This window comes from Deltaproteobacteria bacterium, from assembly GCA_030690165.1.
Taxonomy (GTDB): domain Bacteria; phylum Desulfobacterota; class GWC2-55-46; order UBA9637; family UBA9637; genus JACRNJ01.
In genome coordinates this window covers 1-18093 of the sequence record JAUYHF010000049.1, presented here as the reverse complement: position 1 = coordinate 18093, position 18093 = coordinate 1, and the positions used below count along the sequence as shown (strand labels likewise).

Below are 18093 nucleotides of genomic sequence, written 5' to 3'. Positions count from 1 at the left end.
TACTTACTTTATCTCAATATAGTTCCACTGCGATATGGACTTAAGTCCGTCCCTCTCGGCGTTGCTGCCATCCCATACTGCAAATGCAATCGGGAATTTACCGGTGCCAAACTGCACATCATTTGCATCCTTGTCGGTAAGGGTTCTCTTAAACACGACACTCCAGCCGTTTTTATCCCATGTCCCATATCCATCTACATCCTGGCTCTTCTGGGTGGTGAGAGAACCAAATCCCTCTGCGTTTAAATCTTCCACAGGTGAATGCCTTAAATCAACCTGGGCAAATATATTATGGCTGTAAGCAGCAGGGTCAAATGAGCCTAAGTTTTTTCCCTGTCTGTCATGATATGATATCTTGCCGTCCGGCTGCTCGTCCACATACCAGTCTGCCGACATATTGGGATATACATCCTCCATGTCCTGCCTTCTGGCGCCGTCTTTCTGCCACTCTGCCTTCCAGTGCCATATGTTTACCATATCACCGGAATTCCCCATTGTGTATGCTGGCTCCTCGCCTGGGGTTACAGCCTTAACAGCGAATTCAAGGGCTGCGGCATCCCTGTATTGCTCATGGACAATATTCAATTCATCCTTTGACTGGTCGCTCCATCTAAGCCTTACGGCAAGCTCCTTGCCGTTTGTAAGAGCGGTTACCTCTACAACCCTTGTAGCGCAATTCATGTTCTTGGGCTCTGCGAGAACCTGGCAGTTCAGATCAACATATGTAATAGGGACCGGCCTCCATGCAACATTGGCAGGGTCAAGCGGGATATCCCCTGAAACCTTCACTGCAGTTATCGTAACCTCTGCAACAGCATCCCTTTCATAGCAGCCGAAAACAAATGCCGCTAAAACCAAAAATACCACTAACAAAATCTTTCTCATCGCTTTTAACCTCCTTATTATTAGTTTGGATTCAATTGGGTTTCCCCACTCCGCGAGCATATGTCGCTGTTGTGTCGCATGTTATTAATTCATCTTCAGGGGGTTCGACTGAAACCTCCTCGCTCTTAAGCCTTCTTGGTTTAACCTTCAGATAAGTTATCTCCTGCTCTACAAATGCCTTTGTAAGCTGTGAGACCTCTTTATAAAAACCGGTCTTTGTCTTCTTTGCCAGATATTTGGCGAAGACAGGCACCCACATGGCTATATGCTCCCTTACAAATTTCTTCTGGGCAGATGTAACAATATCTAACTTATCCTCAGCATCCTTATTTTCTATGCCGTATGCCTCTTTATTGGCAAGAAAATACATAAACTCAAATTCAACGCTGATGTGGTCAACCCGCTCCTTTGTAGCCTGGGAGTCGGTTAGATCAAGGCCAAAGGCATTGTAAAAACCTGCTATATCCCCTAACTCATGGCATTTATGAAAGACATCTTCTGCCTTTATCCCAAACTGGGTCTCATACTGCGGACACTCCTGGCTTATAGTATGGGTAAAGACCTTTGCAAACTGTCCCTGAAAACCAGTTAAGTGCCCTTCCTTTAATATCTTAATAGCTTTATCAAGAGACTCTAAATTGTCTAATATCTCTTCTGCCTTTCCATCATCTTTTATATAATTCAACAAAAGATAAGAAAAAGAGTTTCTAAGCTCTTCTACGAATCCATTCTTAATCAGAGAATAACTCCCCTCATTAGGATACAGATACGCCTGAGCAAGAAGGTGATATATGCGGCTTCTAACCTTTGCGGTTATTATCTTCTTTTCTTCCTCTGCCGCAGTATCTATGGCAACTTCTTTTTCTTTTTTGTCCTTAACAACTTCTTTTTCTTTTTTGTCCTTCTTCATCTGATTAATCCTCTCTTAATTAAAGCCCCCGCCTTAGGCGGGGGCCATAAACGCCAGAGACATCACATTATATTGTATTATAATGTATATCTCCACGCCTTATATAGGTAGGCTCCTCTATCGGTGTTCTGAAGAGCTCCTCGCCCTTTTTATTGTAGGCGACGACCGTGTCGTTATAGAGCTCAAACTTCTTCCCGTGGAAATTGGGGTTCTCAAACACCTTTGGTCCCTCTATACGTTTAAACTTGAATATTATAGACTGGTGTTTACGGAAGAGGTTCATGCAGGCAAGGAGGTCCCTGCTCGGATTCATGAATGTCTCAACCGCAGCATCAGCGCCTGGCCCAAACATCTGCCTCAGATATGCCTTTGGCACGTGTCTTGGCGGGATGTAGTAGCCGTTTGGCTCTGTGCCAAGGACTGGGTATATGGGCAATGCCACCTTTGCTACCCTGATCAGGAAGTAGAGGGGGTTTTCAGGGTCATGAACCCATTTCCCGTCCTCGCCTATCTGCACAAGTCCCTGAAGCCTTATCTGGCCTACGCAGACTGCCATACAGCGCGTTTCCATCGGGTCGTTCTGCGATGGGGTTGTCATGCTGTACTGAAGCTCATGAGGCCCTTTGGTCCCTTTATACTGGGATACAGGGTCTTTACCCTCTATACGCGGGTAACATGCGATGCACTTCTCAGATACCCTTGTGGTTCCTCTGAACATCGGCAGCTTATAAGGACACTGCTCAACGCACTTCCTGTAACCCCTGCAGCGGCTCTGGTCTATTAGGACTATGCCGTCTTCCTCTCTCTTGTAGATTGCCTTTCTCGGACATGCGCCGAGGCAGCCTGGATATGTGCAGTGGTTGCAAAGCCTTGCAAGATAGAAAAACCATGTCTTGTGATGCGGCAATTGCGAGCCCTCATGCATTGTGTCAGGCGCTGCAACAGGATACCCTGTGGCAGTGTCTTCATAGAAGTTTGGCGCCCTCCACTCCCTATCTGTCGGGACATAGCCGAGCGCATTCTGGCCTGTGCCGGCATGGACTGCAGCCTCAAATATGGTCATGCCGTCAAATATGCCGTATGGCTTCTCAGGCGATGTTGACGCTACTGCCCATCTCTGCCTACCGGGGTTTTCCTTATCCAGGATATTTAATATCTTCTTGTCCCATGACTGGGGATACCCTCCGTATGGCATATGCTCAACACGGTTCCACCACATAAACTCCTGTCCCTTTGAGAATGTCCATGTAGACTTGCATGCCATTGTGCATGTCTGACACGCGATACAGCGGTTTGTATTGAACACGAATGCAAACTGCCATTTCGGGTGCTTCTCCTTATACGGATATGCCATCGTTCTTCCTAAATGCCAATTATAAACCTCTTGATGTGCCATATTTTTTTCTCCACCTCCTTATTTAAGTTTCAACTCCTGCGTTTTTATGCGGGGATGGCGCTCTGCCATCCCCATTCCAATCCAACAAACATTTAATCGCGCTTTACATTCATTATCGTAACGAGCTCGCCATGCAGATACCTCTCCATAAAGTCGCTCTCATGGCCTGGTGTATATCCTGTCTTTACCGGATCCCATACGCCCTTGCCGTTCATGCCGCCGTCCTCTGCCTTGGATACCTTTACAACGATCTCCTTTGGCACTGAATTGATGCCATGGTTGTCCGCCTCATAGCCGAATGTCGCGGCATACATAACCTTTTTCTTGTGGAAGAGGTTGTCTGTCTGATGCATCGGCATAAGCCATGATGTGGTAAGAGACTGCTGTGAGCCTGACCTGAAGTTTGACGAATATCCTGTATCCTTTGATAACGCCCTTCCGTCCGGCCTTGTCTGGGCAGCCTTATAGCTTCTCTCAGTAGAGATATTAGCGCCGCCGTGCTTCATCATGAGCACATTGTATGGATACGCAGGGTTGTATTTAGCCCTGAGCATACACCTTGTTGCCTTGTATCTCTCCTCGTTCGGCTTCCAGCCTACATAAGGACGGTCAGCAGGATTTGCGTCCACATACATGTAATCGCCGTCTTCTATGCCGAAGTCCTTTCCTGCTGTTGGGTGGATATGGACCTGATGCTCGCCTACGCTCGGCATCCTCTTATCCATCCTGTATGGGTCTCCATAGTTTGACGCCCATATAAGATTCCAGTCAACCTCATTCCATGACGAATGGGTAGAGTGCCTTGTCTTTGGCGTTACGCACCAGAACCTGTAGCCTGCCTCCCAGAGGAAGTTAGTTGTCTGCTTTGCCTCGCCCCATGCCATCTTGATATTACGCACTGTCCTCTCATCCCTGCCTTTGGCGTCCAATGGTATGCCGTTGTCGTCAGGGCGGAGATATGGGTTTGTGCTTATAATGACGTTCTGCATAAACTGTGTTGCCTCAGGCCCTTCTCTCTGGACGATAAAGTTTTCGCCTGTTGCTATGGCCTCAGGGATATCGCAATATGCGTCAAATCTCCCTGTGGATGTCCAGACCGGTTTTGATTCGTGGACCTCCTCCCAGAACGGCTGCCTCGGATATGTCCTGAAATTCAGAAGGGCTGTCCCACCCTTTGCCACAATATCCTTTACCTTGTAACCCCTGCATGTTGTTGACCCATCCCAGAGTCTCTGTAGATAGACAGAGTGCTTTCCCTCAAGGGCAAACTTATACATATTATAAAACCTCTGGTCGCCTGTAACCTTTGCAAGACCATTTGCAATACCTGCCTGGATATTTAAGTCATCCAATGTATCCCCAAGCGGGTCTATGCTGATGCCCTTTCCTCCCCAGACCTCAACAAATGGATTGGAGCAGGAGGATGTTGTTTCATGAACCTGCTTTTCCACCCATGTGTTTGCCGCAAGACCAATATCGGCATATTCAATGGAAGATGTCATTATAACATCCGAGGAAACTATCATATTTATCCTTGGATTTACATTAAAGAATAGGTGATAGGCCCATTTTGCCTGATTAAAGAGGTTCACATTGGCGAAGTGAAGGGTCTTTGTAGGTGTCGGCATATGCGTATCGCCTGTAAAACACTTCCTGCCGTATTTAGGGGTGTTTACAACCAGCGGCATATCCCCATGCGCCCAGTATCCAACCTCCTCATCCCTTGCCCTGCCATGGGCATGTATCTCTTTTCCATCTGCATTCTCATCGAGGTTCGGATGGAACACATCCTCTCCTATCCAGCCGTAAAAGCCAGGGCCTGAGTGCTTCGAGCCCTGCCAGTTTGCGGCCTTGTAATTGCCAGACCATCCATGTGAGCCTGAGCCGAATATGCCTAAGTTGCCTGTGAGCATGAGCGGCAGATATGTCGCCCTGTTCATTAAGGTGGCATGGAAATAGTGACCGACACCCTCGCCGCAATGGATTGACACCGGTTTAATAGTGGCGATATCATGGGCAAGCTTCACCATCAATTCCTTTGGCGACCTTGTGATCTCTGCCACGGTATCCATGTCATAGTCCTCAAGATGGACCTTATACATCTGGAACACAGGCATTACCGGCACTTCATGGCCGTTTGCCAGTTTTACCATGTATGTCCCCTCAAGGGCCGGGTCTATACCGGTCGCGGTAAGTTTATCACCCACCATATCCCTTGTTACAGCCTTTACTGAATTGGTCTTCTTATCCCACACGCAATAATCCCCGCCTATCTGGTCATACTGCGCCTTTGTAATGCCCTGAATCTTTAAAGAATGGCCCTCCGGCTTAAGGCCAGGGGTATAGTTCGGGAATACATCCCTTGCAAGGAGCCTCTTTAGATTGTCGGTCCTTATCAATATCGGGAAATCGGTAAAATTCTTTACAAACTTCACATCATAGAGGTTTTCATCTATGATAATCTTTGTGATGCCAAGGAGAAGCGCTGTATCAGAGCTTGGCCGGACAGGGATCCAGTAGTCAGACTTGGTGGCTGTCGGGTTATACTCAGGCGATACAACTACAATCTTACCGCCCCTCTCCATCATCTCATTTAACCAGTGGGCCTCTGGCATCTTGTTCTCAATCATGTTTTTACCCATGTGGATGGTAAGCTTGCTGAATCTGTGGTCATTTAAGTCCATGTCAGACTGCTGCAATCCATGTATAAATGGATGGCCTGGGTCTTGGTCTCCGTGCCATGTATAGTTACACCAGTTCCTGCCGCCGAGGGCCTCGTCTTCAAGCTCATGTGTCAAATTCCGGGTAATTGAGTCAAGGATAGCCATCGTGTTTGCTACACGGTACATGCCGTATATGCCCAGTACCTGCAACTGCCCCATGCCGCCGCGGAATTTAAATGTCCTTGTGCCGGCGCCCTGGCATGCGCGTATCATCTCCTCATGATACCCCTCATCCCTTAAAAGCTGTGCGCCTGCCTCCCCGCTGTATCTCTTTGAGGTTACCACATAACACTTTGCCATGTAGGTAAATACCTCATCCCATGTTACCCTTACAAAGTGATCAGATGCCCTGTCGCTAAATTTATATTTGTGCATCACATCCTTGCTCAGATATGGAAACCCGTCGTCTGCCCATTGCTTCCACTGACTCCTCATGATTGGATATTTAAGCCTGTATGGGCCGTAAACCTTTCTGTGGAAGGTGTAGCCCTTAAGACACATCCTCGGGTTCCAGTTCCTTGTGGCCTTGTTACCATATAAATCTTGTGCCTCCTGATGGCCGTAGTTGCTCTCCACCCTCATGATGATTCCATTTCTTACAAATGCCCTTACCTTGCACCCGTGGGTATCGTTCGGGGAGCAGTTAAATGTATAGCTCCTGTCATAACGATACTGGTCGTGATAGACCTTTTCCCATGCCCTGTCAGGGTAGACCTCCAACGCATTCTCGATGCTTACCACCGGCTTTAAGGTAGTGAGCGCAAGTGCCTTGCTCCCTATAGCGGCAACACCTGCTGCAGCTGCGCTAATCTCTAAAAAACTTCTTCTTGTTAAATCCATTAGTTTCCACCTCCTTTTAATAATTAACTGATTTTATTGCCTTATTTGACTTCTACTGCAAAACCTTTTAACCTTTCTTTCCTATAATCTACCCTTAATCTATCCTCCTTTCTTTCTTATATTCAATACACAAAAAGCAAATCCTTTAAGATAATAACTGATATGATAGAGAACATACTTTACTGCAACAACTATGCCAGAGTTTATAAAATTTAATAATTCTACTTAACCTTTTGATTTTAATGGGTATTTTAACAACGTAGAACGGGAGGGGGGTTTTGGAATCACCTATCGCTTTGGGCAATTACTGCACAGTGTTTTTGGATATATCATTTAACTTATTGAAATTAAAGGTATAATACGTATAATACAATGTGGGCTATATCTGCCCAAGTTATACACTAAGTGTGCAGAAAAACAACAAGCCATGTGCAATGTTTGCCCAAATTAAATATTAAGTGTATAAAAATTGCAATTCAGCAGACTTATTTATTCAAAACATGCATAAATATGGGGGTATAGCGGAGCCTGCAGGGGGAGGAAGGCACGCCAACACCCTCCGCCCCCTTAATCCCCCGCCAGCAGAGGACAGTTGTTTCGAACACTGGACTCCGGCCTTCGCCGGAGTGACGGTATTAAATCAGAGGTTCCATAATGTAGTGTATTATTTTCTGCTTAAGAAGGGGTTTGTAAAAAGAGGATTAGGTTTTCACTCCTGCTCTTTAATGCCATAGGCAATAATCTTGTCATAAAGGGTTCTTCTCCCTATACCGAGTATCTCGGCCGCCTTTGTCTTGTTCCCTTTCACAGCCTTGAAGACAGCTTCAATATGTTCCTTTTCCAGGTCATGGAGGTTTTTGTAATGCCCTTCATCAGGTTTGATTGTTCCCTTCATCCCTATGGATAAATTTTTTGGCGTTATCAACTTATCTTTCTCAAGGATAACAGCCCGTTCAATAACATTTTCCAGTTCACGGACATTGCCGTGCCAGTAATATTCCATCAAGGACTTAATCCCCTGCGCGGTAATACCGCTAACCTCTCTATTATATAGTTTGTTGTATTTTTTTATAAAATGCTGAATAAGCGCAGGGATGTCGTCTTTACGCTCCCTTAAGGGCGGCAGCTTCAAGGAGACAACACTCAACCTGTAAAACAGGTCATCCCTGAAACCTCCCTCTGCCACCTCTTTTGATAATTCTTTATTTGTAGCCGCTACTATCCGGACATTGACCTTTTTCAGGTCAGTGCCTCCAACAGGCCTTATCTCCCTATCCTGAAGCACCCTTAACAGTTTAACCTGGAGGGGGGGAGACATCTCGGCTATCTCATCAAAAAATAATGTCCCGTTCGTTGCTGCCTCAAAAAGCCCTTTCTTTGATTCTACTGCCCCGGTAAATGCCCCCCTTGTGTGGCCAAACAGCTCGCTCTCCAATAAGGTCTCAGGCATTGCGCCGCAGTTTATAGGAATAAAAGGGCCGTCCTTTCTCGTGCTATTTTGATGGATAGTCCTTGCTACAAGTTCCTTGCCTGTCCCGCTCTCACCTTCTATAAGGATATTGCAATCAGTCCCTGCTGTTTGTTCTATCATTCTATAAATTTCCTTCATAGCCTGGGTATCACCCACAAATAACTCAAACCCTGCTGTTCCTTCAGTCAGGTTAGTTTCTGTCAGTAATGGCTTCTGCTGGGAAATGACCTTTTTAACCACAGAACGGATATCGGATGCCTCAAAGGGTTTTACGAGATAGTCGCTTGCCCCTTTCTTTATGGCCTCAACCGCAGTTTCCACGCTGGCATAGGCAGTAATCATCACTGTATCCAGACCGATAGCTGTTGCCTCTTCCAGAACCTCCATCCCATTTTTACCAGGCATCCTTATATCAAGAAGGAGCAGGTCAAAGGTGTTTTCCCTAATCATCTTGAGGGCCTCCAGGCCATCCTTTGCTGTAGAGACCTCATACCCTTCCTTCGTTAAAACTTTGGAACAGAGGTCTAATGTATCAGGTTCGTCATCGGCTATAAGAATTTTGTAAGGCATATTTATCCCCCGGTAATATAATGATAAAGGCGGCGCCTTTCCCTAATGTGCTATGGCAATCAATGGCTCCGCCGTTGTTTTTTATAATAGTCTGGCTCACTGCCAGACCCAGGCCTGTTCCACTCCCCGGCTCCTTAGTAGTAAAGAAGGGGTCAAATATCTTGTCTATAGCATCCTTGGCTATTCCATAACCGGTATCGGCTATCTCAATCTTTACAGAGCCTCCTTCTTCATAGGCCTTTACAGTAAGCTCACCTCCATCCTTCATAGCATGGCAGGCGTTAATGACTATATTTACAACGGCCTCTTCCATCTGCTTTTTATCGGCCTTTACCCATAAGCCTTGCTCTGTTATCTCTTTCGTCACCTTAATCTTTTGAGAGAAAATGCTATGGTGGCACATGGAAAGAACGTCTTCTATCACCTCTTTTACATTTACAGACTCCATCTTTTTAGGGGTCTCCCTTGTAAGGTTTAAAAACTTCCTTACGCTTTCCTTGCATCTTATGGCTGCCTTTAGAACTTTGTCTAATTCCTCTTTTCCTGAGACCTCGCCCCGCGCCTCCAGCAGGTAGGAGACATAACCGGTGATAGAGTTTAACGGGTTATTGATTTCATGGGCAATACCTGCCGCTATCTGCCCCATTGCGGCCATTTTCTCAGACTTGACGAGCCTCTCTTGCAGCTTCTTCTCAAGGGTTATGTCTTTAGCAACATGGATGGTCCCTATCATTTTGCCATCTTCATTGAAGTATGGAAAGGTAGACGAGAGAAATATTCCCCCTAATGATTGATATTCTTTTTCGCTCACCGACGGCTTGCCTGTCTTTAATGTCTTTTCATTGGGACAGTCAGCACATTTCCGCTTAGAGTTATCATATATTTCCCAGCAGTGTATCCCCACCAAAGCCTCAGGGGTCGTATTGAGCCTTAGGGCAAGGGCGCTGTTGGCCTTAGCAAGCCTATAATCTATCTGATGGATGGAGATAATATCTGTTATGGAGTTAAAGGTATTTTCCCACTTTATATCCGCCTCCTTTAACCTTTTTACCATTGAAGAAAAGCTGCGCTCTATAACCCCTAATTCATCATTTCTCGGAACAATAGGGATATTTTTATACCTTCCATAGTCTATGTTGTCCATTACCTTTGCAAGCCTTCTTACAGGTTTTAACATCGCGTTAATCCCAAAGTGTAGCAAGAGGATTGCGCCTGAAATAGCAATCAGAGTCCGGAGGAACATATTCTTAGCGCGGAGGGTCAGCCTGTCATATAAATCCTTCAGGGAGAACTCTATCCTTAACGTGGCAAGCCTTTTTTTGCCGGCCATCAGCGGTGTTATGGCTTCCAAAACAGGCCCTCTCTCCTTATCCTTAATCTCACGCAAAAATGTAGACTTATGCGCAATGACCTCTCTTGCGTCTTTATAAAACTTTTTGTGCTCAAAAGAGTTGCTGTGCGCTATGGGCATTCCATTATTATCAAAGATGCTGATTGTAAGTATGCTCTTTTCTTTGCTTAAAAGGTCTTGTATATAATAGTCAATATTCTTTGTCCCCTCTGGGGCTACTCCCTGATGGAGGATGGTATTGCTAAAACTTGTCCCTGCGGTTTCCGCCAGAACCCTTGCCATATCCTCCCTGTCTCTGAAATAATAGGACCATTCGGTCGAAAGGATGATATAGACAGCAACCCCCATAAAAATAATTACAAAAAAGGTGCCGATTATAATTGCCTTACCTCTTAAAGAAAAAATAAATGCCTTAATCTTAGTCATCTATTAATAATACCTCTGCTGAATACCTTCTTCACAAAAAATAACTTTATCCCACATCCCTCTCTTAATCAAGATAAAAGGAAAAAATGTGAAGGAAAAAATTTAAAGATTTTGACTTTAATAAAAAAAAATGTTAGAAATTAAAAGCTGATGTGTATTTAGACTGTAAGGATTGTATGGAGAGGTGGCCGAGCGGCTGAAGGCAGCTGACTGCTAATCAGTTGTAGGGGTAAAACTCTACCGGGGGTTCGAATCCCCCCTTCTCCGCCATCAAAGACAGCGATCAGTTTTCATTCCTTCCCCAAACACCTCTGCCTCAAATGTATATATATCAGCGCCGCTCTCTTTCCAGCAGCCGGGTTGAAGGCCTGCCTTAAGGCAGGTGTGTTCTAAAAAGGTATCGCGGTCCCATCCGCATTCTGTTGCAACCTGGGGGAGAAGGACGCCCCTGCAATATCCTTTGACAATATAAATGCCGTGCCTCCCTACTTGTATCTCGGATACATCTTTTATCTTTTTCATCGGTGTAAGACATGAGAGTTCAATGGATATTTTTGAAAGTTTAGAAGGTATTAGCGGTGAAAACCTGGGGTCCTGGGTAGAGGCACAAACAGCCATATCTACTACCGTCAGATATAGAGGCTTATCTGATGTGAATACGCCGATGCATCCCCGTAGTTCCCCCGATTCCTTAATACAAACAAAAACCCCGCGGCTTTCCAGCAATGACTGGCTCTGCACATCAAAACATGGGATCTTTCTTGCCTTGATACAGGATTCAATGGTTTGTCTTGCTATATTTAAGAGAAGCAATTTATCTTCTTTTGAAAGGGGCATAGCTTATTTTTAATTTAAAATCTACAATTTGAATCCTTCAATTTCAAATACTTTAAACCCCTCCCTTTTCCATCTGAAATAATATTCCAATATCATCTTATGATCAAATGCCAGAGGCTCCGGCAAATTATCCTCTGTAAAAACGCCGATACCTTTTGCATCATCCCCTGCTGTTGGAGTTCCATCCGCCTCTGCAACAAAAACAGTAGAGACGGTATGAAATCTGTTATCCCTTTTTGGGTCCGAATAGGAATGGAGCTGACACTTCAACTTTACATTCAGAGAGGTTTCTTCCAATGCCTCTCTTTTTGCCGCCTCTTCAAGTGTCTCCCCGTAATCCACAAAGCCGCCGGGAATTGCCCAGCCAAAAGGCGGGTTTTTCCTTTCTATAAGGGCAATGCCCTGTTTTTTGAGTTCGATTATAATGTCCACTGTCGGGATGGGATTTCTGGGTTTTTGCATGTAGGTAGTAGAAACGCATTGCGATGCGTCTCTACAGGACTATACAGAGCGTCATAACTTCGCATACCTGCGTTGCTCCTCGCTCATCGTTGCGGCGTATGCTAAAAATACGCCTCACTCCTCGCTTCGTCGCGCCTTGGTCTGCTTTGTTCTGACGCTCTGTATGCGGATTTATTTATGTCGTTGTGTATAATTGGGCATTTAGTGGGTGATAATCCCCTCGTTTTGCGCCGGTGTGCCAGAGATACCTTCTTTTTGATATATATCCTTTTCCTGAGCCTTTTTAAATATCTCGTCAGGCCTTTCCAGAACAAGAGCGGCCTTTAACACATCATCCATATGCCCTACAAAAATAATTTCCACTTTTTTCAAAACACTTGAAGGGATATCTTTTATGTCTTTTTCGTTTTCCTTTGGCACAAGGACCTTTGGTATCAAACCCCTGTGCGCGGCAAGGATCTTTTCCTTTAAACCGCCGATAGGCAGAACCTTTCCGCGAAGAGTAATCTCGCCTGTCATGGCAATATCCTTTTTTACAGGAACCTTCATAAGGGCGGAGGCAATCGCTGTGGCCATTGCAATGCCGGCGGACGGCCCGTCTTTCGGTATCGCGCCTTCCGGCACATGTATATGTATATCAACCTTCTGGTATAAATCCTTTTCTATACCAAGAACATCCGCCCTTGAACGTATATATGTCAGGGCTGCCTGGGCAGACTCCTGCATCACATCGCCAAGTTTCCCTGTTATGATGAGTTTGCCTTTTCCGGGAACCACCGTTACCTCTATTGATAAAAGCTCTCCTCCGGCCTCTGTCCATGCCAGACCGGTTGAAACCCCTGTCTCATCCTTTTCTTCCATTCTGCCATAGCTATATTTTGGTATGCTAAGGTATTTAGCAAGACCTTTGGCAGATACTCTTATATTTATATCCTTGCCCTTTTGCAGAACCTCCTTTGCAGCCTTTCTGCAAATAGAGGCGATCTCCCTCTCCAGATTCCTTACACCCGCCTCTCTTGTATATCTTCTTATAATGGCCATAACCGCGCCGTCGGGGATTTCAAGATTCGTGTCAGAAAGACCATGCGCCTTTAATTGTTTCGGCATAAGAAATCTTTTGGCAATGTGGACCTTCTCCATCTCTGTGTAGCCGGCTATCCTTATTATTTCCATCCTGTCCAATAAAGGATACGGAATCCCCTGAAGGTTGTTTGCCGTGGTTATAAACATTACCTTTGAAAGGTCATAGTCTAAGTCAAGATAGTGGTCGTTGAAGGTATGGTTCTGTTCGGGGTCCAAAACCTCAAGCAGCGCAGACGCCGGGTCGCCCCGAAAATCTGTAGACATCTTATCAACCTCGTCCAATAAGAAAACAGGGTTATTTGCGCCTGCCTTTTTTAAAGACTGGATTATCCTGCCTGGCATAGAGCCTATATATGTCCGGCGGTGCCCCCTTATCTCAGCCTCATCCCTTACCCCTCCAAGGGATAAGCGGACAAATTTTCTGTTTGTCGCCCTCGCAATGGATTTAGCCAATGAGGTCTTTCCGACCCCAGGCGGCCCCACAAGGCACAATATCGGCCCTTTCATCTCCTCTACAAGGCCATGGACAGCAAGATGTTCAACAATCCTCTCTTTGACCTGTTTCAGGCCATAGTGGTCTTCTTCAAGGCGCTTCTCCGCTTCATTTATATCCTTTTCCTCTTCTGTCACCTCTGCCCACGGAAGGGATAACAACCAGTCCAGATAGTTTCTAACCACTGTGGCCTCAGCGGCCATAGGCGGCATAAACTTGAGCTTTTTTAATTCCTGCTTGGCCTTTTTTGCGGCCTCCTTGGAGAACTTCTTATTCTTTATCTTCTCTTCCAGTTCCTGCATTTCGCCCTTAAATTCATCTTTCTCGCCAAGTTCCTTCTGGATAGCCTTCATCTGCTCGCTTAAATAATACTCTTTCTGCGTCTTCTCCATCTGCTTTTTGACGCGCTGTTTTATCTTATGCTCAGCCTCAAGTATCTCTATCTCGCCCTCCATAAAACCATAGAGTCTTTCAAGCCTGTGTGTGGCATTTGCAAGTTCCAGAAGGGCTTGTTTATCATGGAGTTTTATCAGGAGGTGGCTGGCTATGATGTCTGCAAGCCTGCCTGGGTCATCAATTGAAGACACTGACATAATCATCTCAGGAGGTATCTTTTTGTTGAGTTTTACATATACCTCAAAGGCCTTGACTACATTCCTTATAAGCGCCTCTGTTTCTACAGTATCATCTACCTCTTCTGCTATTTCATCAACCTTAACTATGAAACATTCCTTTGAAGGAATAAATTCCTTTATCCTTGCCCTTTTCACACCTTCCACAAGCGCCTTTACGCTTCCGTCAGGCAGCCTCAAAAGTTGCAGTATATTGCCAATGGTTCCAATCTCATAAATATCTCCCTCTGCCGGGTCGTCTGTCTTTGCCTTTTTCTGCGCCGCAAGCAGAATGCTTTTATCCTGCGACACGGCAAGCTCCAGCGCCTTTACAGACTTATCCCTACCTACAAAAAGCGGCACAACCATATGCGGAAAAACTACTATATCCCGCAAAGGTATAAGCGGAACCGACATCTCTTTTATTTTCTCATCCATATCTTTATTGTCTTTAAAAAACATTATTCACCCCCAGACAATCTTTAATCACTGTCTTTATGCTGATTCTGCCTTTTTCTCGTAAACCATTATCGGAGTTCCCCTGCCAAGTATCATATCTTCATTCACAAGACATTCCCTTACATTAGCCTGCGACGGCATCTCATACATTACATCCAGCATGGCGTTTTCAAGAATGGCCCGAAGCCCCCTGGCGCCAGTTTTTCTTTTCATTGCCTCCCTTGCAACTGCCGCAAGGGCGCTGTCTGTAAAATTAAGCTTTACATTCTCAAGTTCGAAAAGCTTTTGATACTGCTTGACAAGCGCATTGCGCGGCTCTGTCAGTATTTTAATAAGGGCATGCTCATTCAGTTCATCCAGAACAGCTACAACAGGCAGCCTTCCGACAAATTCAGGTATCAGGCCGTATTTTAACAGATCCTGAGGCTCTATCTCGCGGAGGAGTTCATTTACCTGCCGCTCTTCCTTCTTTTTTATATCCGCGCCAAAACCAACGGTCTTCTTGCCTATCCTCTGCTGAATGATATTTTCCAATCCGGTAAAGGCGCCGCCGCATATAAAAAGTATATTGGTTGTATCAACCTGAAGGAATTCCTGCTGGGGATGCTTCCTGCCGCCCTTTGGGGGGATGCTTGCGATAGTCCCCTCAATTATCTTTAAAAGCGCCTGCTGAACCCCTTCGCCTGAGACATCCCTTGTAATAGACGGATTGTCGGACTTTCTTGATATCTTGTCTATCTCATCAATATAGACAATCCCCTTCTGGCACTTGTCTATTTCATAATTGGAATTTTGCAAAAGGCTTAAGATTATATTTTCAACATCCTCGCCTACATAACCCGCCTCTGTCAGGGTTGTGGCGTCGGCTATGGTAAACGGGACATTTAATATCTTTGCAAGGGTCTGGGCAAGAAGTGTCTTGCCTGAGCCGGTCGGGCCGAGCAGAAGTACATTGCTTTTCTGAAGTTCAACGCCGCCCATATTGAACTTCTTCTCCCTGCTTTCAATCCTTTTATAATGATTATGGACCGCGACAGAGAGGATCTTCTTTGCCCTATCCTGTCCTACAACATGTTCATCCAATATCTTCCTTATCTCCGCAGGCTTCGGAATCGTCAGTTCCCTGGCATGCAGGACTTCTTCCTTGTCATATTCTTCGCCGATTATATCATTGCACAACTCCACACACCCATCGCATATATAGACCATTGGACCGGCGATCAGCTTTTTTACCTCAGCTTGGTTTTTACCGCAGAACGAACAGATCAGGGTCGAATCTCCTCTTTTTTTATCTGCCATACAGCCTCCTTCCAGATATAATCTACGCTTTGAGAGTTGCCCGCTTCTCTATTACCGCATCGATTATACCATATTCCTTTGCCTGCCCGCCAGTCATAAAAAAATCCCTCTCAGTATCTCTGCTTATCTTCTCAATCGGCTGGCCGGTGTGCTTTGCGAGTATCTCATTCAGCTCTTCCCTGAGTCTTAATATCTCCCTTGCCTGAATGCCTATGTCAGTCGCCTGCCCCTGCGCGCCTCCAAGCGGCTGGTGTATCAAAATCCTTGAATGGGGAAGGGCGCATCTTTTACCCTTTGCCCCTCCTGCAAGAAGAAGGGCTCCCATGCTCGCCGCCTGCCCCATACACATTGTTGAAACCGTTGGTTTAACATACTGCATTGTATCGTATATCGCCATCCCCGCGCTTACAATCCCGCCGGGCGAATTTATATAAAGATGTATCTCCCTGTCAGGGTCCTCTGATTCAAGAAAAAGCATCTGGGCTATTACAAGATTAGCCACATCATCGTCAATAGCTGTGCCAAGAAATATTATCCTTTCTTTTAACAGCCTCGAATAAATATCATAGGCCCGCTCACCGCGGCCTGTCTGCTCAACCACCATTGGGATAAGCGTCATTTTGTCTCCACCGTTATATCAGCCTTTGCCATGATAAAATCAAACACCTTTTCCTCCAGCATTCCTACTGCCACCATAGATTCAGCTTTATGTTCCGCAAGCTGTTTTTTAAACTCATCAACACTTTGATGACGTTGAGCGGCCATTGCCTTTATCCTCAAATTTATCTCATCTTCCGAAACGGTTATATTTTCCTGCCTTGCTATGGCATCCAATATCATCTCTCCCTTGACCCTTGCATCCGCCACTACAGCATAATTCTCTTTCAGTTTTTCAGGGTTCGTCTCCATCTCTGAAAGCTCCTCCGGCCCTAAATTTCCTTTTCCTATCCTCTCCAGATCCTTTGAGACAAATGACTGCAAATAATTCGCCACAAGCGAAGGTGGGGCGTCAAACTTATTCTGTTCAATGAGCTTATCAATAGCCTCTTTTCTAAGCCTTTCCTTTTCCACACCCTCTTTCTCACGCGTTAGGCCCTCTTTTACCCTATCCTTTAACTGGGCAATATTGTCAAATTTTAAATCCTTTGCAAATTCATCATCAATGGCGGGCAATATCCTCTCCTTTACCCCCTTAACCTTTACCTTAAAAACCACCTCCTTGCCTGCAAGCTTTTCATGTTTAAATCCCTCAGGGAGTGGCATCTTAATCTCTTTTTCATCCCCCTTTTTCATCCCCTTTAATGCGTCCTCAATGGCAGGGGAAAGGGCATGCGTGCCAATTACCACAGGATAATCGGATGCCTTCGTACTTTCAATAGGCTTGCCGTCTGAATAAAACCCCTCAAAACCCATAATAACCAAATCCCTATCCTGCGCAGGCCGCTCAACCTCTTTAACGTAGGCGCTCCTTTCCCTTAACAGCTCCATGCCTTTTTCTATATCATCATCCCCAACTGTTACTCTCTCTCTTTTAAGTTTTATGCCGATATAACCTTCAACATTTACAATAGGCTTTATTTCAAGAGTCATGTTGTATGAAAAGGGCTGTCCTTCTTCTATGCTGCTAATAACCTCTATTTCAGGCTGCGCGACAAGAGACAGTTTTTTTTCTTCGATAACCTTTTGATATGAGTTCTCAATAAGCTTTGTACCAACCCCTCCAAGCACACTGTCCTTATAACGGCTTTCCAATACTGCCTTTGGCGCCTTTCCTTTCCTGAAACCGTCGATGGAAGCGCCCTCTTTAAGTTCTTTGTATGCAGCATTAAACTCCCTGTCAACATCCTCGGATGGAAGCTCCACCATTATCTTCTTTTTTACAGGGCTTAAATCTTCGATTGTTACCTTCATTGAACCTCCTTGTTTGATATGTGTTATATTTGGTGCGAGAGGGGGGAGTCGAACCCCCATGGTTGCCCACCAGATCCTAAGTCTGGCGCGTCTGCCAGTTCCGCCACCCTCGCATAAATACATGGGTTAGGGTGTATGGGAGAGGGACAAACATCCATTAGATTATTTCCTCACTTGCTAATAATATAGGTTAGCAGACAATCAAAGTCAAACAATAAAAAAAGGGGGTAATGTCAATTATTATGTGTCAGTAAGAAAGGGGTATTAGTTCCCTCCTTTTTGTTTTCATAGGTAAATACAGCATACAGTATTCTTTCCATACTCGTTCTGTCGCTGAACACACCCATAGGTCTTGTCCTTCTCCTT

At 45.3% G+C, this 18093-nt stretch carries 12 protein-coding genes and 2 tRNA genes; 1 reads left to right on the top strand and 13 read right to left on the bottom strand.

Annotated features, from left to right (window positions below; translation table 11 throughout):
- Positions 1–3: 3 nt before the first annotated feature.
- The 6 genes from Q8P28_08240 to Q8P28_08215 all read right to left on the bottom strand — a co-directional run bounded on the left by Q8P28_08240 (position 4) and on the right by Q8P28_08215 (position 10572).
- Positions 4–885, bottom strand: a complete 882-nt coding sequence (locus Q8P28_08240; GenBank protein ID MDP2682775.1) for an ethylbenzene dehydrogenase-related protein — start codon at positions 883–885, stop codon at positions 4–6.
- Between the two features lie 31 nt (positions 886–916).
- Positions 917–1795 (bottom strand): molecular chaperone TorD family protein, encoded by an 879-nt coding sequence (locus Q8P28_08235; GenBank protein MDP2682774.1) that lies wholly within the window; start codon positions 1793–1795, stop codon positions 917–919.
- Between the two features lie 67 nt (positions 1796–1862).
- Positions 1863–3191, bottom strand: coding sequence for a nitrate oxidoreductase subunit beta (locus Q8P28_08230; protein ID MDP2682773.1), 1329 nt, complete (start codon positions 3189–3191; stop codon positions 1863–1865).
- Between the two features lie 92 nt (positions 3192–3283).
- Positions 3284–6754: a molybdopterin-dependent oxidoreductase gene (locus Q8P28_08225; GenBank protein ID MDP2682772.1), complete on the bottom strand. Its 3471-nt coding sequence runs from the start codon at positions 6752–6754 to the stop codon at positions 3284–3286.
- 709 nt (positions 6755–7463) lie between these two features.
- Positions 7464–8795 (bottom strand): sigma-54 dependent transcriptional regulator, encoded by a 1332-nt coding sequence (locus Q8P28_08220; GenBank protein MDP2682771.1) that lies wholly within the window; start codon positions 8793–8795, stop codon positions 7464–7466.
- Entirely contained in the window at positions 8767–10572 is a 1806-nt protein-coding gene (locus Q8P28_08215; protein ID MDP2682770.1) for an ATP-binding protein, read from the bottom strand. The genes Q8P28_08220 and Q8P28_08215 overlap by 29 nt, the downstream gene beginning before the upstream one ends.
- A gap of 178 nt (positions 10573–10750) precedes the next feature.
- On the opposite strand from Q8P28_08215, the gene Q8P28_08210 reads away from it, so the two are divergent.
- Positions 10751–10842: transfer RNA gene (locus tag Q8P28_08210), tRNA-Ser, on the top strand.
- Here the strand turns inward: Q8P28_08210 and amrA are convergent.
- From amrA to Q8P28_08175, 7 genes are all read right to left on the bottom strand, one after another.
- Positions 10843–11409, bottom strand: a complete 567-nt coding sequence (gene amrA / locus Q8P28_08205) for an AmmeMemoRadiSam system protein A (GenBank protein MDP2682769.1) — start codon at positions 11407–11409, stop codon at positions 10843–10845.
- Positions 11410–11430: 21 nt separating this feature from the next.
- A complete protein-coding gene (locus tag Q8P28_08200) occupies positions 11431–11871 on the bottom strand; it encodes an NUDIX hydrolase (protein ID MDP2682768.1) in 441 nt (146 codons plus the stop codon).
- Between the two features lie 201 nt (positions 11872–12072).
- On the bottom strand, positions 12073–14520 hold the full coding sequence (gene lon / locus Q8P28_08195; GenBank protein MDP2682767.1) for an endopeptidase La: 2448 nt from the start codon (positions 14518–14520) through the stop codon (positions 12073–12075).
- A gap of 33 nt (positions 14521–14553) precedes the next feature.
- Entirely contained in the window at positions 14554–15816 is a 1263-nt protein-coding gene (gene clpX / locus Q8P28_08190) for an ATP-dependent Clp protease ATP-binding subunit ClpX (protein ID MDP2682766.1), read from the bottom strand.
- A gap of 22 nt (positions 15817–15838) precedes the next feature.
- Positions 15839–16435: an ATP-dependent Clp endopeptidase proteolytic subunit ClpP gene (gene clpP / locus Q8P28_08185; protein MDP2682765.1), complete on the bottom strand. Its 597-nt coding sequence runs from the start codon at positions 16433–16435 to the stop codon at positions 15839–15841.
- Complete coding sequence (gene tig / locus Q8P28_08180) at positions 16432–17727, bottom strand: trigger factor (GenBank protein MDP2682764.1); 1296 nt, start codon at positions 17725–17727, stop codon at positions 16432–16434. Before tig ends, clpP begins: the two co-directional genes overlap by 4 nt.
- A gap of 30 nt (positions 17728–17757) precedes the next feature.
- A tRNA-Leu gene (locus Q8P28_08175) sits at positions 17758–17840 on the bottom strand.
- Positions 17841–18093: the final 253 nt, after the last annotated feature.